General features: G+C 64.7%; 19 protein-coding genes and 1 pseudogene. 6 read left to right on the top strand and 14 right to left on the bottom strand.

Annotated features, from left to right (window positions below; translation table 11 throughout):
• Window positions 1–87: 87 nt before the first annotated feature.
• Window positions 88–558, top strand: coding sequence for a hypothetical protein (locus ACVOLJ_RS14790; RefSeq protein ID WP_475279349.1), 471 nt, complete (start codon window positions 88–90; stop codon window positions 556–558).
• Window positions 559–610: 52 nt separating this feature from the next.
• Entirely contained in the window at window positions 611–1,606 is a 996-nt protein-coding gene (locus ACVOLJ_RS14785) for an acyltransferase family protein (RefSeq protein ID WP_475279527.1), read from the top strand.
• A 97-nt stretch (window positions 1,607–1,703) separates the two neighbouring features.
• Here ACVOLJ_RS14785 and ACVOLJ_RS14780 read toward each other — a convergent pair whose 3' ends face one another.
• From ACVOLJ_RS14780 to ACVOLJ_RS14715, 14 genes and pseudogenes are all read right to left on the bottom strand, one after another.
• A complete protein-coding gene (locus ACVOLJ_RS14780) occupies window positions 1,704–3,611 on the bottom strand; it encodes a hypothetical protein (RefSeq protein ID WP_481564446.1) in 1,908 nt (635 codons plus the stop codon).
• Window positions 3,608–4,741, bottom strand: a pseudogene (rffA, locus tag ACVOLJ_RS14775) (dTDP-4-amino-4,6-dideoxygalactose transaminase). The gene ACVOLJ_RS14780 and the pseudogene rffA overlap by 4 nt, the downstream one beginning before the upstream one ends.
• Window positions 4,738–5,394, bottom strand: coding sequence for an SAM-dependent methyltransferase (locus tag ACVOLJ_RS14770; RefSeq protein ID WP_475279346.1), 657 nt, complete (start codon window positions 5,392–5,394; stop codon window positions 4,738–4,740). Before ACVOLJ_RS14770 ends, rffA begins: the two are co-directional and overlap by 4 nt.
• Before the next feature lie 3 nt (window positions 5,395–5,397).
• The gene (locus ACVOLJ_RS14765; protein WP_230111665.1) at window positions 5,398–5,742 is read right to left on the bottom strand and encodes an EamA family transporter; all 345 of its coding nucleotides are present in this window, start codon (window positions 5,740–5,742) and stop codon (window positions 5,398–5,400) included.
• A 25-nt stretch (window positions 5,743–5,767) separates the two neighbouring features.
• Window positions 5,768–6,991 (bottom strand): acyl-CoA reductase, encoded by a 1,224-nt coding sequence (locus ACVOLJ_RS14760; RefSeq protein WP_475279345.1) that lies wholly within the window; start codon window positions 6,989–6,991, stop codon window positions 5,768–5,770.
• Window positions 6,988–8,094, bottom strand: a complete 1,107-nt coding sequence (locus ACVOLJ_RS14755) for a LuxE/PaaK family acyltransferase (RefSeq protein ID WP_475279344.1) — start codon at window positions 8,092–8,094, stop codon at window positions 6,988–6,990. Before ACVOLJ_RS14755 ends, ACVOLJ_RS14760 begins: the two co-directional genes overlap by 4 nt.
• Window positions 8,091–9,491 carry an AMP-binding protein gene (locus ACVOLJ_RS14750; protein ID WP_481564445.1) on the bottom strand — a complete coding sequence of 467 codons (1,401 nt, stop codon included), beginning with the start codon at window positions 9,489–9,491 and terminating at the stop codon, window positions 8,091–8,093. Before ACVOLJ_RS14750 ends, ACVOLJ_RS14755 begins: the two co-directional genes overlap by 4 nt.
• Window positions 9,492–10,235 (bottom strand): SDR family NAD(P)-dependent oxidoreductase, encoded by a 744-nt coding sequence (locus ACVOLJ_RS14745; protein WP_475279342.1) that lies wholly within the window; start codon window positions 10,233–10,235, stop codon window positions 9,492–9,494. It abuts the gene before it with no gap.
• Between the two features lie 2 nt (window positions 10,236–10,237).
• A complete protein-coding gene (locus ACVOLJ_RS14740; RefSeq protein ID WP_315830338.1) occupies window positions 10,238–10,486 on the bottom strand; it encodes an acyl carrier protein in 249 nt (82 codons plus the stop codon).
• Complete coding sequence (locus ACVOLJ_RS14735) at window positions 10,483–11,241, bottom strand: GNAT family N-acetyltransferase (protein WP_481564444.1); 759 nt, start codon at window positions 11,239–11,241, stop codon at window positions 10,483–10,485. The genes ACVOLJ_RS14740 and ACVOLJ_RS14735 overlap by 4 nt, the downstream gene beginning before the upstream one ends.
• Window positions 11,238–12,293 carry a glycosyltransferase family 2 protein gene (locus tag ACVOLJ_RS14730; RefSeq protein ID WP_475279340.1) on the bottom strand — a complete coding sequence of 352 codons (1,056 nt, stop codon included), beginning with the start codon at window positions 12,291–12,293 and terminating at the stop codon, window positions 11,238–11,240. The genes ACVOLJ_RS14735 and ACVOLJ_RS14730 overlap by 4 nt, the downstream gene beginning before the upstream one ends.
• Window positions 12,294–12,439: 146 nt before the next feature.
• Window positions 12,440–14,914: an LTA synthase family protein gene (locus ACVOLJ_RS14725; protein WP_481564443.1), complete on the bottom strand. Its 2,475-nt coding sequence runs from the start codon at window positions 14,912–14,914 to the stop codon at window positions 12,440–12,442.
• A 239-nt stretch (window positions 14,915–15,153) separates the two neighbouring features.
• Complete coding sequence (locus tag ACVOLJ_RS14720; protein ID WP_475279338.1) at window positions 15,154–16,095, bottom strand: electron transfer flavoprotein subunit alpha/FixB family protein; 942 nt, start codon at window positions 16,093–16,095, stop codon at window positions 15,154–15,156.
• Window positions 16,095–16,841 (bottom strand): electron transfer flavoprotein subunit beta/FixA family protein, encoded by a 747-nt coding sequence (locus ACVOLJ_RS14715; protein WP_005407983.1) that lies wholly within the window; start codon window positions 16,839–16,841, stop codon window positions 16,095–16,097. The genes ACVOLJ_RS14720 and ACVOLJ_RS14715 overlap by 1 nt, the downstream gene beginning before the upstream one ends.
• Window positions 16,842–17,127: 286 nt before the next feature.
• Here ACVOLJ_RS14715 and rfbB point away from each other — a divergent pair, with 286 nt between their 5' ends.
• From rfbB to rfbD, 4 genes are read left to right on the top strand one after another with little or no spacing between them, the layout of a single operon-like run.
• Window positions 17,128–18,183: a dTDP-glucose 4,6-dehydratase gene (gene rfbB / locus ACVOLJ_RS14710; RefSeq protein ID WP_481564442.1), complete on the top strand. Its 1,056-nt coding sequence runs from the start codon at window positions 17,128–17,130 to the stop codon at window positions 18,181–18,183.
• A 14-nt stretch (window positions 18,184–18,197) separates the two neighbouring features.
• The gene (gene rfbA / locus ACVOLJ_RS14705) at window positions 18,198–19,085 is read left to right on the top strand and encodes a glucose-1-phosphate thymidylyltransferase RfbA (RefSeq protein WP_475279336.1); all 888 of its coding nucleotides are present in this window, start codon (window positions 18,198–18,200) and stop codon (window positions 19,083–19,085) included.
• Window positions 19,082–19,639: a dTDP-4-dehydrorhamnose 3,5-epimerase gene (gene rfbC, locus ACVOLJ_RS14700; RefSeq protein WP_475279335.1), complete on the top strand. Its 558-nt coding sequence runs from the start codon at window positions 19,082–19,084 to the stop codon at window positions 19,637–19,639. Before rfbA ends, rfbC begins: the two co-directional genes overlap by 4 nt.
• Window positions 19,636–20,535 carry a dTDP-4-dehydrorhamnose reductase gene (gene rfbD / locus ACVOLJ_RS14695; protein WP_475279334.1) on the top strand — a complete coding sequence of 300 codons (900 nt, stop codon included), beginning with the start codon at window positions 19,636–19,638 and terminating at the stop codon, window positions 20,533–20,535. Before rfbC ends, rfbD begins: the two co-directional genes overlap by 4 nt.
• The last annotated feature ends 60 nt before the right edge of the window (window positions 20,536–20,595 follow it).

Here is a 20,595-nt window from a genome sequence, read left to right as displayed (position 1 = left end):
AAGTGAACACGGGCTTTACGCTGCCGGTCGCATGCGTGAAAATGCGTCGTCTTCGCCTCGGTTGCTGGCGATCTCTAGGAGCATTCCATGCGGACTCAATCGCGTGCGCTGTGGGTCTGCGCACTGGTGCTGACACTGGTCGGCTGTTGTGATGAAGCCGGACGGCGACGCGCTGGCGCGGCCGGAACCGCACCCGAAGTGCCCGGCCTGCAGGCTGCGGTGACCGACGCATCTGTTGCCGGAATGAGCCTGGTCCATGCAAGTGTGCATGGCATGGCGGTTCAACCGAAGGTAATCAAGCTTGATTGCCGGGGTGCGGCCGGATCGTCCGCCGAAGTACAGGTTGTATGGGCGTCCGAGGTCGCAGGTGTGTCTTTCGTTAAAACCACTGTGGGCAGTCTGACCCAGGCGCCGAAGGTCTGGGTCGAAGGTGGTGCCGCAGGCAACGAGGTCACGGGGCCATGGATCAATGACGGTTCCGAGTTGACTCTGAGCGACGGCAACGGTCGGATTCTGGCCACCATCCGTGCCGTGGCTACGGCCTGTCCGTCCCCTTGATCGGGGCGGACCTGCACAACCTTTTCCTGCCCACCGGAGCCGTATCTTGAAAATGCCTGTCTTTGGATTCGGCGCGAGCCGTTTCGTGCTTGCGTCGCTGGTGGCAGCCTCGCATCTGTGGTCAAACATGCCGCACGGCTATGCGGCCTATGCGGTGTGGGCGTTCTTCGTGCTCAGCGGCTTTCTCATGACGCTGGTGCTGACGACCAAGTACGGCTTTGACGGTGCAGGCCTGAAGGCGTACGCGTTCAACCGCTTCATGCGCATTTTCCCGCTCTACTGGCTGGCCGCGATCATGGGCCTGCTTACGCTCTGGTACTACGGCAGCGTGGGTATCGATCTTCGTCCCATCAACGGCGAGTTCCACATGCCGCGCGGTCTGCAGGACTGGGCTTATGTGGTCACCCTGTTCCCCGGCATCACCCGCGGTGGCCTTCCGGTGCCGGTCGCCAACGCGCTGGCCATCGAAGTGGGTTTCTATCTCTTGATGCCGATGATGGCGACCTCGCGAGGTGCGGCGGCACTCGGCGTGGTCATTGGCGCGTTGATCAACCTCAAGCTGGGCATTCATCAGGACAGTTTCGGCGAGCGTTACGCCACGTTCCTGCCATGCCTTCTGCCCTTCGCGGTTGGCGCGCTGGTCTGCCAGTACCGTGAATCGCTGGCGCGCATCCGTATGCCCTTCATCAGTTGCGCGGCGTGGTTGCTGCACGGTGCAGTCTGGTTCTTCGTGCCCAGCTGGCCGTGGGACTGGGGCCTGTACGCATCGCTGCTGCTGTCGGCGTGGATGGTGGTATCGCTGCACCAGCAGCGCGGGGGCAAGCTGGACAAGATGCTGGGCGACCTCAGCTATCCGGTCTACCTGATCCACACCACGGTGGCGGCCTGGTTTGTCTGCGCCTGCGGCTTCACCCGTCCGTTCACCACGTTCTTCCTGCCTGCATTTGCAGCCACTGTTGCATTGTCGTGGCTGATCGTCGTCTTGATCGACCGCCCGCTGTCACGCCTGAAGCGCAAGCCGCCGGCACATGTGGTTGAGGCGCACTAGAGAAAGCTGCGCAGTACTGGCAGGGCCGCAAAAAAAATGCCGGCGCGGAATCCCGCGCCGGCATTTTTGTTGGTTCTCCGGGCTGATCCCAGCGGGGTCAGTGCACCGGTGCCTCTGCAGGACAGGCCGGCAGCTCGATCTGCTGCTGGGTAAGGACGCCTTGGCTGTCGGAGCGGACCAGCGACAGCAAGGAGTGGTTCGGCAACGCGTGTTCGACCGTAAGTGTCGTTTCCTGTGACGTCGTGCTGGCCAGCAACGTTCGCTGTGCACCCACCGAATCCACCCACAACTGCGCGCCGAAAGGCGCCAGGTTCCGGGTATCAAACTGGATGTGCACCGGCTGTGCAGCACCGCGCCCGCTGCAACTGCCAGTCACTGGAGTGGCCACCAGCGTAGCCTGCGCTGATGCCTGCATGATGCGCTGGTCGAAACGCTGTTCCTGCGTGGTGCCTGGCCAGAAACCGGGCACCGTGGCCAGTGACGGGTAGAGGCGATTACGGATCTGGAACCGGTTGGAAAAGATGTTCAGCTGCTTGTCCACCAGCAGCGAGATCAGTTTCACCCGTTGTTCCTCGGGATAGCCGCATACGGTCATGATGTCCGGGCAGGCCGCCGGCGGGTTGCGCGGGTCGGTTGCCAGCCGTTGCATGGCCAGTGCCGTGTTCTGCCAATAGGGAATCAGGTAGTGCGGCAGTTTCCAGTTGTAGACCGACGCTTGCCATTGCACGCCGAGCAGGCCGGCGATCAACAGCATGATGGCGCCACGCTCGATCACGCCAGTCCTCGTCGAGGCGGGCGACGTCGGGCGCGTGAGGCGATGGTGGAACATCACCGCGATGGCTACCAGGTTGATCTGGTAGGACATGACATACCGCGGCTGGTGCAGATAGTTCCAGTCGAACGCAGGCACCCTGCTCAAGATGATGCCCGCGGTCAGGGCATACGCCACCAGCATCAGGAACGTGGCCATGGCCAACGTACGGTCATAGGCGCGTGCACGCCAGGCACCGAATACGGTCACCCAGAAGAACACCTGCAGAGCGAGCACTACGGCGGCACAAACCAAAGCCGCCTTGCCGGTGCTGTCGGGGAAGCGCGAGGCAAGCAGCTGCAGGTGCACCAGGCTGTCGGAGAAGGGGATCAACAGCCCGCTGAAGGCGTCAGCAGTAAACAGCGATTCGACCAGGCCACGGCTGGGGAGCAGTACGGCCGAGCCAGTGCCTGCGTGCTGCGCGACCCACCACAGAAACACGCGCGCCAGGATGAGGCCGCCCACGCCGGCAGCCAGAATCCTGAGCTTGTTGCCTCGCGAGCAGTTCAGCATCGGTACGCAGGCAAGCGCTGCGGCGGTCACCAGCACCAGTGCGATCTCGTCGGTGCACAGACCCAGCAGGAGGGTCGCAAGCAGCACCAGCACGGGCCTGGCTTTCTCCAGCTCGCTCATCACCAGCGAGAAGTACAGCGTGCCCAGCAGCAGCGGGATGTACCCGAGTGTCGCCAGCGGCCAGGTGAAGATGTTGGAACTGTTGAGCGACAGGCCAAGCGCGAATACCAGCCCGATGCACAGCCACGAGAACGCGTTGCGCAGGGAATCAGCCTGGGGCTGGCGCGTCATCTCGCGGGAAATGGCCCAGCACCAGGCGATGCCGATGGCAATGCCGATCAAACCCTCGATGCGGAAGTCCAGATCGAAGTACTTGGTGTGAAACAGCAGCACCAGCTTCTGCAGGGGCTGCGCGTGATCACCTGCACCGCGCTGCATGAACAGGTCGAAGAAGGTCAGCGAACCATCGAGATAGCGCGGCAGGAACTTCTCGAGGAAATACCACGCGTCCGACTGCACAAGCGGCGTAGCAACGGCGTCGCTGTACAGCAGGGCATTTGCCGACGCCGCGATCACCAGCAGAATGCCGAAGGCACGCAGGACCGGGGCCATCGGCGCTGTCACTGGAAACGACAGCGCCGTTTCGTGGCGCGCGGCACGTGTCTTCGATACTTCATTCATGCGTACTGCCTCAGTGCCGCGTCGGCCGCCTCCATCACTGCATCCAGCTGCGGCTCAACACCGATCCACAGGGGCATGCGCACCAACCGGATGCTGATATCGTCGGTGACGTGCATGGCCGAGCCTGTACGCCCATGGGAGATTCCCGCCGGGGAGGAATGCAGCGGGATGTAGTGGAATACGGACTGCACACCGCGTGCCTTCAGTTCCTGGATGAACTGCGTCCGTGCCTCCAGCGAGGGCAACAGCATGTAATACATGTGCGCATTGTGGCTGCAGTGGGCCGGTATGGTCGGCCGTACCAGGCGGCCTGCAGCCTCATGCGGTGCTGCCCAGGCGTGGTAACGCTCCCAGATCGCCAGGCGGCGGGCGGTGATGTCCTCGGCCGCATCCATCTGCGCGGCCAGGAAGGCGGCAGTGATCTCGCCGGGGAGGAACGAGGAACCCACATCCACCCAGGTGTACTTGTCGACCTAGCCGCGGAAGAAGCGGCTGCGGTTCGTGCCCTTTTCGCGAATGATCTCGGCACGCTCGGCGTGGGTGTGGTCGCGACACAGCAACGCGCCGCCTTCGCCGGAAATGATGTTCTTGGTTTCGTGGAAGCTCAGGGCGCCGAGATCGCCGAGGGTGCCCAGCGGCCGGCCCTTGTAGGTGGACATGATGCCCTGAGCGGCATCCTCGACCACCGCCAGGCCATGGCGCGCGGCAATGGCCAGGATCTCGTCCATTTCGCACGATACACCGGCGTAATGCACCACGCAGATGGCCTTGGTCCGCGGGGTGATGGCCGCTTCGATCAGCGCCTCATCGATGTTCAGCGTGTCCGCGCGGATGTCCACGAACACCGGCACTGCCCCACGCAGCACGAATGCATTGGAGGTCGAGACAAACGTGTAGGACGGCATGATCACTTCGTCGCCGTCTTCAAGGTCCAGCAGCAGGGCTGCCATTTCCAGGGCGGCGGTGCACGAGTGGGTCAGCAGCGAGGCGCTGGCGCCGGTGCGCGCATTGAGCCACGCATGGCATTGCTTGGTGAAGGGACCATCGCCGCTGAGATGACCATTGGCATGCGCATGGGTGATGTTGACCAGTTCCTGGCCAGTCATGAACGGCTTGTTGAAAGGAATCACTGCTGCTCCTGATCGTGGCTGGCGTCGGCCTGGCGCACGCATTCCATGATGTAGTGTGTATAGGGGACGAAAAGCATATCGCTTCTGACCTGGCCTTTGACCACCCCGAACTCTGCCTCGGCGAGGGCATGGTAGGCGGACGGCGTGCGGATGCTCTGGCCACGATCGCGGGCGATCAGGCCGTGGGCGATGGCCGACTGGCCATCGACGTAGGCACCGTCGAGCGAGATGAAACGGCCGCCCGGCTTGAGGGCGGCATGTGCGGTGCGCATCAGCGCCCGCGCGTGTGAATCGTCAAGGTGGTGCAGGATGCCGATGGCCAGCACGAGGTCGGCCTTCTGCTGCTCCTGACCCACCTTGTAGTCGGCCACATCCATGCATTCGAAGCGCGCGCGGTCACCAAAGCGCTTCCGTGCGGCATCGATATAGTCCTGGGACAGATCGAACCCGACGTAGCGCAGGCCCGCGGGCAGCTGGCTGAAAAGTTCGCCGGTACCGCAGCCGATATCGAGGACATGATCACCCTGGCGGGGGCGGATATGGTCGCGGATCAGCCGTGCACGGGAACGGCGGGCGCCCAGCAGGTTCTGCAGCAGGTCGTAGACCGCCGGGTGTGAAAGCACTGCGTGCAACCCATCGGTCTTCTGCGACATGGTTCAGGCTCCGGAGCGAGACAGGACAATGACGCCTAGGATGATCAAGGCGGTGCCGGCGATCTTATGCGAGTCGAAGGACTCGCGGAAGAGCAGTACCGCAAGGGTTGCCACCAGCGGGAAACTCAATGCGGTGAACGGGTAGGCCTTGCTCAGCGGCATCCGGCCGATGGCCGCCATCCAGCACAGCGAAGCGCCGAATGCCGCGGCGAAGGCGCTGATCACCCAGGGATTGAGCAGCAGGGTGATGATCGCACGCAGGTTCAGGCCGTCGATGGTCGACCCGGGATTGAGGCTGACCTGCCACTTCAGCATGAGCTGGCCATAGACGGTCAGCAGGATGGTCAAGGCAATGAAAACGTAGCTCATCGGGTCAGGTCGCTGGCAGGGTGATTTTGCGGGTAAGGACATCCAGCAGGTCGGTGCCGTCCCAGACCGGGTGGAAGTCCAGGGCGCGGCCGAACGGCACAACGCGATCGATGGCGCGATTGCCGAGACCGCACAGGAAGTCGCGCAGCGCCGAAGCCGTGAAGCCGTGCTGTACCAGCGTCTGGTCGCGGTCATCGAGTTGTGCTGCCAGCGCATCAAGTCCGTGCAGGTCGATTTCGACCACCAGACCGTGGCCGGACTGGATCTCGCGGATCCCGCCATCGGCGCGCGCCGCTTCCAGACGCAGCGGGTACAGGCCGATGGCATCGGCGGAGTGCACGCCATGACCGGTTGCAGCCAGCAGGTTGGCGTCGGTCACCCGTGCCATCAGCGCGGCCGGCTCGTCTTCCAGTGCGGCGGCCTGCATGCGCACCGCCGGCCAGAAGCGTGCCTTGGCTGCCGTGATTGCGGGCTCATCGCCGACCCAGTACAGGGTGCGCGGTGACGAGCAGGCCTGCTGGCCGAACCAGAGTACGTCGTTGCAGAAGCGCCGGGCCAGTTCCTGGAGATCGGCATCGCTGCCTTCGGTGAGGGCCGCTGCGCGCATCACCGCTACACCGAAGCGGTCCGGGAAGGCGAGTTCGACGGCCAGTGGGGAGATCGGCAGCGAGCGGATCTTGGCGACAGTGGCGTCCCCGCCCCAGATGATACGGGCGTGGCAGTGGCGGGAGATCGCGGTGGTGATCGAATCGTCGTGCGGGTAGGTCAGCAGCACTGCACGTTCCAGTACCTGCGGGTGCAGGCCCTCGCGCTGCATGTCATGCAGGATCGAAACCAGCGCATCGCGCTGGGTGCTCTGCTTCTGCGACAGGCGCGCCACGTTGGTGTTGCCCGACAGCACCGACATCAGCCAGGCGTATGCGAACAGTACGTCCACGTTGGCCGGCGCCAGATGGAAGATCAGCCCGCGGGCGAGGTCCAGTTCGGTCGGGTGCGTTCCGATGCGTTGCGACAGCTGGTTGACCGCAGCGCCGCGGAACCAGTGGCCCAGGGTGGCCAGCTCGGGGTGCTGGCGCAGCTGCGGCAGTGCGAATACACGTCGGGAGAAATCAGCGACGAACTCGCGCAGCGGTGCGCTGAACGGCAGCAGCGGCGGCAGTGCTGACAGGCGTTGCAGTTCAGCGTCCAGCGCGGCGTCCGGGTGGATTGAGAAGAGCAGTCTGGTCATGCGTTGGGTACCGTGCGGGTATCGCTGCAGCCGCGGATTTCTACGTTCTTGATACGGCCAAGCACCGCGAAGTGCTTGCCGGGACGGCCACAGGCGCAGTCGTCCTCGCCGTGGATCACGCCGAGATCTTCGGTCAGCAGGCTGTGGCCGGGATAGCTTTCGGGCAGGAGGCTCAGCACCTGGATGGCACCGGTGGTGCCATGTGGTACCGGGCGCAGGTCCTGCAGGTCACGCACGATCACGTCTGCATAGGCCGGTGCATGCAGGTGGCCCTGCTCGCATTCGAAGAAGATCGAGCCGACCTGTTCGACCATTCCGTAGTAATTGTGCACGCGCTCGATGCCGAACGTCTGCGACAGTGCGGCCTTGTAGGCGGCATTGTCGACCTTCTGCTCGTCCATCTTCTTCCAGCCGCCGCCATGTACCAGCATGCTGCCGGCCGGAAAGCGGATCTGCTTGCCGTCGCGGCGTGCGGCCTGCACGAACGACTGCCAGACGATGAAGGTAAAGCCGAACAGCAATACCGGCTCGTCTGGCTGGGCCTGCAGCCATTGCTCCAGTGCGGCCCAGTCCGGCTGCAGGTCTTCGTCCAGCAGGTACAGGTGGTCACGGCCGAAATTGGAGAAGCCGAGGATGCCTGCGGCGCGCGCATTGAAGCGGCTGCGGTCGCGCAGGAAGCTGGAGTCGTCGACCACCAGCATGCGCAGGCGCTTGGCGCCTGCGAAGTGGGAGAAGATGCGGGTCAGGGCACGGGCCTGGGCACGTGCGGTGTCGGCGTCGAGGAAAATGCGCGATACCGCGGCACCGGTGGTGCCACTGGATACCAGCGTGCGCGAAACCTTGTCATCCTCGATGCTCTTGAGGTCCATCAGCTTGAACATGCGCACCGGCAGCCACGGTACCTGCTCAAGGCTGGCCGCGTCGTCGGCCGGCCACAGGCCGTCGAGAATGCGCGCATAAGGGGCGCACTGCGCGCGGTGGTGGCCGGTCAGGCGATTGAGCCCGTCCAGCAGCCAGGCGCGCTTCTGTGCGCGGTCCAGGCCGAAGACATCGACATCCAGGGCGGCTGCCGCATCGGCAGCCGGCGCAGCGGGCAGGGTCACCTTGCAACTCCTTGTCCGGCCATCTGCCGGAGACTCTGGTAATCCACCTTGCCGCTGGCCATCAGGGGCAGCGCATCCAGATGGAGGGTACGGACGTGGCCACCGAACAGCTTGTAGCGTTCCTGCACAAGCTGGCGCACCTGCGCCTGTTCGGCGATCTCGGTGCCGTGGCTGAAGGCCACCAGGTCGTCATCGTCGCCTGAGCAGACGATCTGCTGGCTCAGTGCAGACGACAGCATGGCCTCGACTTCGTCGAGATTGACCCGGTTGCCGGAAATTTTCAGGAAGCGCTTGGCGCGTCCGGTGATGTAGTGAAAACCGTCTTCGTCGACGCGGGCGAGGTCGCCGGTGCGCAATACACCCTGCAGCTCGTCACCCTTGGCCAGGTCGGCGCGGGTGCTGGCATAACCCATCATCACGTTGGCGCCGGAATAGATCAGCTCACCGGTCGCGGCATCGACCTGCATGCGTCCACCGGGGACCGGAATACCGATGCTGCCGACCTTGTCGATGATGCGTGCGGAAGGAACGTAGCTGATCCGTGGCGATGCCTCGGTCTGGCCATACATGACGAAGAACTCCAGGCGATGGGCCTGGCTGGATTCAGCGAAATAAGCCACCAGTTCATCGCGCAGGCGGCCACCGGCCTGGGTCAGCATGCGCAGGCTGGGCAGCTGCAGCCGGGCAAGGCCCATTCGCCGCAGGATCTCGAAGGTGGCCGGGACACCGGACAGCGAGGTGATGCCGTGACGGCGTGCGCTGTCCCAGAACTCGCGGGTCATCAGGCTGTCCTCGCTCAGCACAACCGATGCCCCCACGGCCAGGTGGCTGTTGAGAATGGACATGCCGAACGAGTAGGCCAGCGGCAACGTGGTGATCGCGCGATCTTCGGCATGCAGGCCCAGGTACTCCACGATGGCGCTGGCATTGGCGTCCAGGCCGGTGGACGACAGGCGCACCAGCTTGGACGAACCGGTACTGCCGGAGGTGCTGAGCAGCAGTGCCAGGTCAGGATGTGGCGCGTCGGTTGCTGCGTCCGCCTCGCGCACGTGCAGGGACACCGCTGTGCCCTCCTGCACGGTCCGGTAGCCTTCGGCGGCCTTGCCCGGGCTGGCCACCCAGTCCGGCTGGTAGTGCGCCACCAGCGCGGCCAGCAGCTGCGGGTCGGTATCCGGCTGCAGCAGCAGCGGAACCTGGCGTCCGCTGCGCAGCGCGCCAAGGTACAGGGCAACAGCATCGACATGGCTGGGCATGCACAGCAAGCCCATGCCGCGCCCGTCCGGAAGCTGTGTGGCGTGCTGGTCGGCCAGCTTGGCCAACGCGGTGTAGTCCAGCGACTGCTCGCCGTCGATCAGCGCAATGCGCGCGCCGTGCTGCTCCAGGTTCCAGAACGACATTCAGACCACCATTTGTCCGTCGATGCCAATCACCTGTCCGGTGACATAGGTGGAGGCATCACTGAGCAGGAAGGCCACCAGCGCGGCGACTTCCTCGGGGGTGCCGGCGCGGCCCATCGCAATCGATGCAACGCGCTTGGCATGCGCTGCCTCAGGCATGTTGCGGGTCATGTCGGTGTCGATGAAGCCCGGCGAGACGGCGTTGACCCGGATGCCGCGGGGGGCCAGCTCCTTGGAGGCCGAGCGCGTGGCACCGAGCAGTGCCGCCTTGCTGGCTGCGTAGAGGCTGAGCCCGGCGGCACCATTGATTCCCATGATCGACACCAGATTGACGATGCTGCCTGCGCCGCTGCGGGCCATCAGCCGTGATGCGTACTGCATCGCCATCAGTGGTGCCTTGACGTTGACAGCCAGCACCTGGTCGATGTCCTCGCCACGGATCATGCCCAGCAGGCCTTCATGCAGCACGCCAGCGTTGTTGACCAGTCCGTCCAGCCGGCCGAAGCGTGCAAAGACCTGTTTGAACAGGCCGGCGATGGCCTCGGCGTCGGTGAGGTCCAGCGCCGCACACAATGCCGGCGGCGCGCCGAGTGCCTGGACCTGTGCATCCAGTTCGGCCAGGGCCTGTCCATCGCGGGCCACCAGTACCAGTTGCGCGTGCTGTGCAGCCTGCTGCAGGGCGATCGCACGACCGATGCCGCGCGATGCACCGGTGACCAGGACGACGGGCGCGACGTCGGCCATGATCAGACAGCCGCGCCGTGCTTGCGCAGGATTTCGCGGGCCTTGCCGACCGAACTCATGTCGATCACTTCGTCCATGTCGATCATCACGCCGAATGCCTCTTCCAGCGCGGCCACCACCGACATGTGGGCGATCGAATCCCACTGCGGGATGGTGGCGTAGCGCAGTTCATCGTTCACGCTGTCGGCCGCGATGCCCAGCACACGGGCGAACACGGCAACGACCTTGTCTTCGGTAACGGTGTCATTCATAGAAATTTCCTGAACCCAAACAGGGTGCTGTTGAAATGGAAGCCGAGGCGGGCATAAAGGTTGAGGATGCCCGTATTGGCGGCAGAAACCAGGGTCGTGCACTGCGGAACGCCGCGTGCGGCGAGCGATTCCAGAGCGGTGATCCAGAGCGGCAGGGCCAGCATCGCATAGGGGCCGGTGGCCCCGGTCAGGAGCAGCTCGCAGTTGCTGTTGTCGGCCGCCACCCGTTCGGCATGGAAACCGATGGTGCGTCCGCGTGATTCGGCGACCTGGGCCAACCCGCCGCTGACCAGATCTTCAATCCAGTTGGCGGTGCGCAGCGCCGCGCGCTGCGGGTCGATGGCAGGATCTTCCAGGAAGCGGCCATGCGCGAAATCGGTGGTGGCGATGCGCCGCAGTTCGGCCACGTCCGCGCCGGTCGCCGGACGCAGCGTCGGCAGCATGCCGCGCGGTACCGGCGGCAGGTTGGCAAAGCCGCTGCGCGAGACGGTCAGGGAGGTTTCCACGAAGGCGTAACCCTGCAGCAGCAGGGCTGATTTGGCCGCCGTCTGGGTCGCGTCGATGCGGCCGAACAGGTAGTGCACGGCATGCGTGGCGCACCACTGCTCCAGTTCGGAAAGCAGCGGGGGAGCCTGCTCGGCAGTGGAGATCTCCAGGCAGGTCACCTCGGCGGTGACAAAGCCCAGTGCGCGTTCGTCCCAGGGGGTCAGGCGCGCGGCAATGCGGCCCTGGCCGTTGTCGATGACCACGTTCACCGCATTTCCTCTGCGTCGTTCACCGCATCGGCGACGATGTAGTACGGGCGCTTCTGCACGTTGCGGAACACCTGGCCGACATACAGGCCAACCACGCCGAGGCAGAACATCACCAGGCCGCCAATGAGCCAGACCGAGCCGATGATGGAGGTGTAGCCGGCCACCTCGATGTCCCCGTCCCACCAGCGCAGCAGGCTCATGGCCACCAGCACGAAGGCGACCAGGGAGCAGACGATGCCGGTGCCGGCAACCATCCGCAGCGGCTTTTCGGAGTAGCCCAAGGCGATGTTCATCGACAGCTTGAGCAGCTTTCGCAGGGTGTAGGAGGTCTCCCCGACAGTGCGGGCCTGGTGCTGCACCGGCAACTTGCCGATGCGGAAGCCGGCCCACTTGACCATCAACGGGAAGGAACGGTCGCGTTCGGGCATCTGGCACACGGCCTGGATGACCTTGCGGTGGTAGATGCCGAAGTTGGCCGTGCTCGGGTCCTGGGGAACGCCGGTCAGCCAACCCAGCACACTGAAGAAGGTCCAGGAGGACAGGCGCTTGAGCGGGGTGTCCTGACGTTCCAGGCGCTGCGCAAACACCACATCCAGTTGTTCGGCATTGGCCTTGCGATAAAGCGCCGGGATTTCGCCGGGCACGTCCTGCAGGTCGCAGTCCATGACGACGGTCCATTTGCCACGTGCGTGTTCGATACCGGCGGAGATGGCTGAGTGTTGGCCGAAGTTGCGCGACAAACGCAGGCCCCGCAGCCACGGGCGGCTGCTGGCCAGTTCCGCGATCCGGGCCCAGGCCCCGTCGGGGCTGGCGTCGTCGACCAGGATCATCTCGAAGCTGACGCCCATCGTCGTGATCGCCGCTTCCACCTGGTCCACAAGGTCTTCCAGACAGCCCTGGCAGCCATAAACCGGCGCCACCACTGATATTTCAAGGCTGGCGTCCCCGCGGCTTGGAGAGGAAGGCATCGCGTCTGTCATGGCGTAGAGGGATCCTGGCGCGCCCTGCCTCGGCACGTGAATGTCACCATCTCGACAGGTGGCCGGATGCACGGAGAGCTGCGTGCCCCGGCATCCGCCCGCGCGACGATCAGTGGCGGCAGTCGCCGATTATAGCTTTACCGGCCGTCTCACACCGGCCGGGTGTCATCTTCGCCAGGCTGGGCGTGGGTCCACGCGTTCAGCTTCTGCCGGCTGTGTCAGTGGCTGGCCTCAAGCTGGATCGCGCCCAGTTCCACTGCCGCATGCCCCGGGCAGCCGATCGACACCGGCAGCGAGCCTGGCTTGGCGAGCAGTGCAGGATCGCTGAAGGCGGAGGTCACCAGCAGATCGCCGTAAGCGGTGGCTCCGGACGTGGTGCCGACACGTACCTGCGGGTGCCCCTGCAACTGCTTCATGGTGATCCAGATTCCACTGCTGCCGTCGGGCTGCAGGTTGAATCCCTGTGCTGCCGTACCGGTGCGTGGGCCCCACTGGTCAACCGTGAAGCTGCACGCGTCGGCAGCAACCGATGGTGCCGGTTCCGGCGCAGCCGAAACATCGAGGGTGCCCACCTGTACCGGTGGTTGGCCGGGGCAGCTGAGGGTGACCGGGGCGGGACCGGCGAGGTTGGCGATGGCGCCGGTGGCAAAGGCGGCCGTGATCAGGCGCTCGCCCGCATTGGCCTCGCCGACGGTGTTGCCGATCTTCACCTGGGGCGTGCCGCGCAGATGCTTCATCGTGAACCACATGGCGCTGGAGCCGTCGGGCTGCACATTGAACCCCTGTCCCGGCGCCGTCTGGTGCGGGCCCCATTGATCGACCTCGAACTCGCAGTCTGCATGGCTTGCTTCGACCACCATCGGGTGCAGGCGAGGCACGCGGAACGCCTCGGCATGCTGCGTGCGCAGGTAGTGGCCATCGCCCAGGACGGTGTCCTGGCGGAGGGCGCGCAGCTGGTCGAACTGCTTCCAGGCGGCATTGCAGGTCGGGGTACGCGGTGCGCTGTCGCGGCCGGCACAGTCGTTCCAGCTGCCGTCGTTGCCGGTGAGGAGGTGCCCGCGGAAGGGGCGCAGCGTCATCGGACCGCGCTGCGCCGACTGCGGCAGCAGGGCTGCGTTGCCCAGCAGCTGGCCGATAAGGCCCGGCAGCTCGTACATCGGCAGGTCGGTGGCTGTGCGAAGCGCTCCGCGGTGCCCATCGAGGATCAGCAGCGGGGTACGGCTGATGCCGACCTTGCGCCGGGTCGCCGGGGTGTCGAAGACTGCCTTGTCACCGCCGTTGACCGCGGTGTAAGGGTCAGGGTCCACATCGAGCGATGGCGAGTGATCGCCGAAAGCGATGATCAGGGCCTCTGGGTCGCGTGCCAGGACAGCTTCGGACCAATCCATGAAGGCCTTGGTGGTATAGGCCACTGCATTGGCATAGGCATGAAGCACTGGAACATCAGCCGGGCTGATCGTCACCAGGTCGGGGCGGCGCTCGGTATTGCGGACAAAGCCCCAGTGTGACGACAGCGAAACGAGATAGTTGAACAGGGGGCCGTCGGAATGGTTTTCATCCAGGTACTGCAGGTTCTGCCTGAAGAACGAACTGTCGGCCAGCAGACCACCTTCCAGATCATCCAGCTCGAAAGCGCTGATCGGTCGGTACAGATCGAAGCCGGCGTGGTCATAGGCACGTACCCGGTTCCAGTTGTCGGCAAGATGCGCGTGGCTGGCCACCGTGCGGTAACCCGAGCGCGCCAGCACTGCAGGAAGGCAGGGCGAGGGATTGCGCATCAGGTTGACGAAGGCGACCGAGTTGCGCGGAGCGGGCAGGCCGCACAGCACCTCGAACTCGGCGTTGGCGGTGGCCCCCCCCATTTCCGGCGACAGCACGTGGGGGCGTCCAGCGCTTTCCCACAGTGCCAGGAAGCGTGGGTCGAGCGGGCTGCGGGAGCTGTGGTAGCGGTCCAGGAGCGTGATGTCCCAGACGCTTTCGAGCAGGACGACGTGTACGTTGCGCGGCTTGCCGATGCTACCCGGGCGCCAGGCCTGCAGCGCCAGTGCATCGATCTCTGCAGCTGTAGGAACCTTGCGGGTGTCCTCGCGCATGATCCGCCAGTCTTCAAGCAGGTACAGCAACGGACCGCGCACCCGCAGCAGGCTGAGCTGATCCTCGCGGCCTGGAATCTGCACGATCTCGCCATTGGGCATCTTCAGTTCTTCGATTCCCACCGGAAGCAGGCTTTCGGAGATCGGACGCAACATGCCGGACGCAGTGGGCAGCAGGAACACGAACACGGTCGCAGTGGCCAGTGCCAGCAGGCTGCGCCAGCGCGGACGGAGGCTGCCCAGCGGGAGCAGCACAGCGATGGCAATCAGGACCGTGGCCAGCAGCAGGGGGCGGCCAGACAGGGTGGCCAGCAGGATGGGCAGCGCCTGTACATCTGCGATGGAAAGCGGCATGTGCAGCATCGCCACCTTCGCCGCGTTGCCGACCAGCAGCAGGCTGGCCAGTCCAGCTGCCAGTGCCGAGCCCCACCAGTGATTGCGCAGGGCAGGGCCAAGCAACCACAGCGCGCAGCCCAGCAACAGTCCGGTAGCAATGATCGCTCCGGCGCCATACGTGAATCCAAAGCTGATCCATGCCGCTGCGGCCATCACACCGCAGGCCACCAGGGCGATCGGCAGGTACTTCCATGAAGCAGCCAAATCCTTGGCAAATGCGCGGGCAGTTGCCCTTGTTCCTAATTTCATCAATATGACAAACGTGTGAAAACGGACGCATTCTGGTCCGCGAAGCCGCGCATGGCCAGCCCCGGGGCATGTCGCTATGTATCAGAATTTGTCGTGCCCGGCGCTTTGCGGTCACGCGAATATCCCCGGCGGAAGTGTGGCTCCAGCCGGGGATCGTGCCCACTGCTTCAGGCGTTGCAGCTATAGGGGCCGAATCAGCCCAACGCGGCTTCCAGCTCCGGCAGGATCGCAAACAGATCCCCCACCAGGCCGATATCGGCAATCTCGAAGATCGGCGAATCCGCGTCCTTGTTGATCGCCACGATCGTGCCGGCATCCTTGATGCCGGTCAGGTGCTGGATGGCACCACTGATGCCGACCGCCACGTACAATTCCGGCGAAATGATCTTGCCGGTCTGGCCGACCTGCAGGTCGCTGGGCACGTAGCCGGCGTCCACGGCCGCACGCGAAGCACCGACAGCGGCGCCGAGCTTGTCGGCCAGCTGGAAGATGACCTTGAAGTTCTCTTCCGAACCCACGCCACGACCACCGGAGACCACGCGCTTGGCGCTCTGCAGGTCAGGACGGTCGCTGGCGCCGGCGGCGAGGCCGATGAAGCGGGTGTGGCTCGGCAGGGCAGCGTCGACGCTGGCCGCTTCAACGGCAGCAGTGCCACCCTGGGCAGCTTCCGGCCACGATGCGGCGCGCACGGTGGCGACCACGATCTGCGCGGCGGGGGCTTCCACGGTGATGATCGCGTTGCCGGCGTAGATCGGGCGCTTGAAGGTGTGGCTGCCTTCGACGGCCATCAGGTCGGAGACCTGGTTGACGCCGAGCAAGGCGGCCACGCACGGCATCAGGTCCTTGCCGAAGGTGGTCGACGGGCCGAACACGTGGCTGTAGCCCTTGGCCAGCTGCGCGATCTGCGGGGCCAGTACCAGGGCCAGGGCCTGGGCGTTGGCGGCGTTGGCCACGGTCAGGACCTTGGCGACGCCGGCAATCTTCGCCGCTTCAGCGGCAACGGCGGTCGGGTCGGCGGCCAGCACCAGCACGTCGATGCTGGCGCCGCTGATGGCGGCGGCGGCGCTGACGGTCTTGGCGGTGGCGGCGTTGAGCTTGCCGTCGTGGTGCTCGGCGATGACGAGAATCTTGCTCATTACAGCAGCCCCTTCTGCTTGAGTGCGGCAACCAGTTCGGCCGCGTCCTTGACCATGACACCCTTGCTGCGCTTGGACGGCGCGGCGTACTGGGTGGTCTTGAAGGTATCGGCGGCTTCAACACCGAGGTCGGCCAGCTGCAGGGTCTCCAGCGGCTTGGCCTTGGCCTTCATGATGTCGGGCAGCTTGATGAAGCGCGGTTCGTTCAGGCGCAGGTCGGTGGTGACCACCGCCGGCAGGTCCACTTCCAGCGTTTCCAGGCCGGCGTCGACTTCGCGGGTCACCGTGGCCTTGCCGTCGGCAATGTCCAGCTTGCTGGCGAAGGTCGCCTGCGGCCGGCCCCAGAGCGTGGCCAGCATCTGGCCGGTCTGGTTGGCGTCGTCATCGATGGCCTGCTTGCCGAGGATCACCAGGTCCGGCTGTTCCTTCTCGACCAGCTTGAGCAGGGTGCGGGCGGCGGTCAGCGGCTGGATGGCCTGGTCGGTGACCACATGGATGGCGCGGTTGGCGCCCATGGCCAGGCCATTGCGCAGGTGCGCCTGGGCATCGGCCGGGGCGATCGTGGCAACCACGACTTCGCTGGCGATGCCTTTGTCGCGCAGGCGCAGGGCTTCTTCCAGCGCGATTTCATCGAAGGGATTGGGCGACAGCTTGACGCCGTCGGTGACCACGCCGGAACCGTCCGGCTTGACCTGAATGCGGACGTTGTAGTCCACCACGCGCTTGTACGCGACGAGGATTTTCATCTGGTACTCGATCCTTGTAGTGCCGGCCGCAGGCCGGCTCACAGTAACGGGAAACGTCCGGTCCTCGCACAGCAACCGGTTCGGGGGTGGGATCCCGATTCTAGCTGGCTTGGGGTGACCATGCGAATGCGTATGGTTATGCTGCGATGCCGCATGAGGCGCCGCTGCAGCGACCTGCGTTCACGTCCAGCAGGCAGTCGTGAAGACGGGGCCGATGTATCCTGTAACGCTGATTCGGGCCTCCTCAGCGTGGCCAGTAGACGAAACTTCAACAGGAGAACGAGTAGTGCCCACATGGCTTGTCACCGGCGGTGCCGGATTCATTGGCGGTAACTTTGTTCTCGAAGCGGTCGCCCGTGGCGTCAAGGTGGTCAATCTCGATGCGCTGACCTACGCCGGCAATCTCAAGACCCTGTCCAGCCTGGACGGCAATCCGGACCACGTGTTCGTGCAGGGCGACATCGGCGACAGCGCCCTGGTGACCCGCCTGCTGGCCGAACACCAGCCCGATGCGGTGCTGAACTTCGCCGCTGAAAGTCACGTGGACCGTTCCATCGACGGTCCGGGTGCCTTCATCCAGACCAATGTGGTCGGGACCCTCGGGTTGCTCGAGGCCGTGCGCGATTACTGGAAGGCGTTGCCGGCCGACAAGGGCGCGGCGTTCCGCTTCCTGCACGTGTCCACCGACGAGGTGTACGGCACGCTGGGTGAGACCGGCAAATTCAGCGAAACGACCCAGTACGCGCCCAATTCGCCGTACTCGGCGTCCAAGGCAGCTTCGGACCATCTGGTGCGCGCGTTCCACCACACCTACGGGCTGCCGGTGCTGACCACCAACTGCTCGAACAACTACGGCCCATACCACTTCCCCGAGAAGCTGATCCCGCTGGTGATCGCCAAGGCGCTGGCCGGCGAGCCGCTGCCCGTGTACGGCGATGGCAAGCAGGTGCGCGACTGGCTGTTCGTGACCGACCACTGCGAAGCGATTCGCACCGTGCTGGCCAAGGGCCAGGTGGGCGAGACCTACAACGTTGGCGGCAACTCGGAAAAGCAGAACATCGAAGTGGTGCAGGCGATCTGCGCACTGCTGGACCAGCGCCGCCCGCGCGCAGATGGCCAGCCGCGCAGCAGCCAGATCACCTATGTCGCCGACCGCCCGGGTCATGACCGCCGTTACGCGATCGATGCCTCGAAGCTGAAGAACGATCTTGGCTGGGAACCTGCCTACACCTTTGAACAGGGCATCGGCTTCACCGTGGACTGGTACCTGGACAACCAGGAGTGGGTGAACGGCGTGCTCGACGGCACCTACCGCCTGCAGCGCATCGGCACTTCGGCCTGAACCAAGGACACGACATGACCCAACGCAAAGGCATCATCCTCGCCGGCGGTTCTGGCACCCGGCTGTATCCGATCACCAAGGGCGTCAGCAAGCAGCTGCTGCCGGTGTACGACAAGCCGATGATCTACTACCCGCTCAGCGTATTGATGCTGGCGGGCATCCGTGAAGTGCTGATCATCAATACCCCGCACGAGCAGGCGCTGTTCCAGCAGTTGCTGGGCGATGGTTCGCAGTGGGGCATGGACATCCAGTACGCCGTGCAGCCGAGCCCGGACGGGTTGGCGCAGGCCTATCTGATCGGCAAGGACTTCGTTGGCGGCAAGCCGAGCTGCCTGGTGCTGGGCGACAACATCTTCCATGGCCACGGCCTGCGCGAGGTGCTGAAGCGTGCCGACGAACGCGTGGACGGCTCGACGGTGTTCGGTTACTGGGTCAATGATCCGGAGCGCTACGGCGTGGCCGAGTTCGACAAGGGCGGCAAGGTGATCGACCTGGTTGAAAAGCCGGAGAAGCCGCGCTCGAACTACGCCGTCACCGGCCTGTACTTCTACGACGGCAAGGCCAGCGACTACGCTGCCGAGCTCAAGCCCTCGCCGCGTGGCGAACTGGAGATCACCGATCTCAACAAGCGCTACCTGCAGGAGGGCAATCTGCACCTGGAAGCGCTGGGCCGTGGTTATGCATGGCTCGATACCGGTACCCACCAGTCATTGCTGGAAGCGTCCAATTTCATCGAGACCATCCAGACCCGCCAGGGCCTGCAGGTCTGCTGTCCGGAAGAAATCGCCTTCGGCCAGGGCTGGATCAGCGCCGAGCAGCTGGAGGCACTGGCGGCGCCGCTGATCAAGAATGGCTACGGCCAGTACCTGCACACGCTCGCACTGCGTGGAGTTGTACCGTGAAAGTGATCGAGACTTCACTGCCGGGTTGTCGGGTCATCGAGCCGGCCGTGTTCGGTGACGAGCGCGGGTTCTTCTTCGAGACCTGGAATGCCGAGCGCTTTGCTGCACTGGGTCTGCCTGATCGCTTCGTGCAGAGCAATGTTTCCACCTCTGCCAAGGGCGTGCTGCGCGGCCTGCATTACCAGTGGCCGCGCCCGCAGGGCAAGCTGGTCAGCGTGCTCGAGGGTGAGGTCTACGATGTCGCCGTCGACATCCGCCGCGGTTCGCCGACGTTCGGCCGCTGGGAAGCGGTCGTACTGAGTGCTGAAAACAGGAAGCAGTTCTGGATTCCCGAAGGATTCGCCCACGGATTCGCCGTTCTGTCCGAGCGCGCGCTGTTCAGTTACCTGTGCACGGATGTCTACCTCAAGGAAGCCGACGCCGGCATCCGCTGGAACGACGCCGACATCGCCGTGGACTGGCCGATCAGCGCACCGACGCTGTCGGCCAAGGACGAAAATGCGCCGTTCCTGAAGGACATCGCCGAGGACCGCCTGCCGGTTTACGTACCTTGACCGTGCTAGTGTTCGGCGGCAACGGCCAGCTCGGCCAGGAACTGCTGCGCGCACTGGCTCCGTTGGGTACGGTGGTTGCGACCACCCGCAGCGGTCAGCTGCCTGACGGCAGTGCCTGTGAAACGGCTGACTTCGGCCAGCCTGAGATGCTGCCGGCGTTGCTCGATCGCCTGCAGCCATCGGTGGTGGTCAACGCAGCGGCCTACACGGCAGTGGATCGTGCAGAGCAGGATACGGAGGCTGCCTTTGCCGCCAACGCACAGGCGCCGGGCATGATTGCGCGCTGGTGTGCTGCCCATGGCGTGCCGTTCGTGCATTACTCCACCGATTACGTGTTCGATGGTCAGGGCAGTGCGCCTTACCGCGAGGACGAACCGACCGCGCCGCTGGGCGTGTACGGCACCAGCAAGCGTGATGGCGAAGACGCGGTACGCGCTGCGGGCGGTCGTCATCTGATCTTCCGCACGGCGTGGGTGTATGCCTCGCACGGTGCGAACTTCCTGCGCACCATGCTGCGGGTCGGCGCCGAACGTGATCAGCTGCGGGTAGTGGCCGACCAGATCGGAACGCCGACGCCGGCGGCACTCATTGCCGATGTCACTGCGCAGGCGCTGCAGCATCCGGGTGCGCTGTCGGGAACGTGGCACCTGACCGCATCGGGCCAGACCAGCTGGCATGGATTTGCCGAAGCGATCTTCGCTGAAGCGCTGGCGATGGGCGTACTGGCCAGCGTGCCGTCGGTTGAAGCCATCCCCAGTTCCGAGTACCCGACCCCGGCCAAGCGTCCGGCCTGGTCGGTGCTCGACAACCGCAGGTTGCAGCAGGATTTCGGTATCGAACTGCCAACGTGGCAGGATGGACTGAAGCGGGTCATGGCAGAACTGACCCGCGTCTGACGGTAGATCCACGCCATGCGTGGATGAGGCCCGGATCGGAATCGAACAGCATCCACGCAT

Source organism: Stenotrophomonas sp. STEN046, assembly GCF_056759755.1.
This window is presented reverse-complemented; position numbering and strand designations above follow the sequence as displayed.

What these genes read in the sequence shown, in the direction of transcription:
- ACVOLJ_RS14715 (WP_005407983.1), bottom strand. Translation starts at nt 16,841, where the DNA reads ATGAAAATCCTCGTCGCGTACAAGCGCGTGGTGGACTACAACGTCCGC.
- ACVOLJ_RS14780 (WP_481564446.1), bottom strand. Translation starts at nt 3,611, where the DNA reads ATGAATGAAGTATCGAAGACACGTGCCGCGCGCCACGAAACGGCGCTG.
- ACVOLJ_RS14770 (WP_475279346.1), bottom strand. Translation starts at nt 5,394, where the DNA reads ATGTCGCAGAAGACCGATGGGTTGCACGCAGTGCTTTCACACCCGGCG.
- ACVOLJ_RS14790 (WP_475279349.1), top strand. Translation starts at nt 88, where the DNA reads ATGCGGACTCAATCGCGTGCGCTGTGGGTCTGCGCACTGGTGCTGACA.
- ACVOLJ_RS14720 (WP_475279338.1), bottom strand. Translation starts at nt 16,095, where the DNA reads ATGAGCAAGATTCTCGTCATCGCCGAGCACCACGACGGCAAGCTCAAC.
- ACVOLJ_RS14785 (WP_475279527.1), top strand. Translation starts at nt 611, where the DNA reads ATGCCTGTCTTTGGATTCGGCGCGAGCCGTTTCGTGCTTGCGTCGCTG.
- ACVOLJ_RS14745 (WP_475279342.1), bottom strand. Translation starts at nt 10,235, where the DNA reads ATGGCCGACGTCGCGCCCGTCGTCCTGGTCACCGGTGCATCGCGCGGC.
- ACVOLJ_RS14750 (WP_481564445.1), bottom strand. Translation starts at nt 9,491, where the DNA reads ATGTCGTTCTGGAACCTGGAGCAGCACGGCGCGCGCATTGCGCTGATC.
- ACVOLJ_RS14740 (WP_315830338.1), bottom strand. Translation starts at nt 10,486, where the DNA reads ATGAATGACACCGTTACCGAAGACAAGGTCGTTGCCGTGTTCGCCCGT.
- rfbA (WP_475279336.1), top strand. Translation starts at nt 18,198, where the DNA reads ATGACCCAACGCAAAGGCATCATCCTCGCCGGCGGTTCTGGCACCCGG.
- ACVOLJ_RS14760 (WP_475279345.1), bottom strand. Translation starts at nt 6,991, where the DNA reads ATGACCAGACTGCTCTTCTCAATCCACCCGGACGCCGCGCTGGACGCT.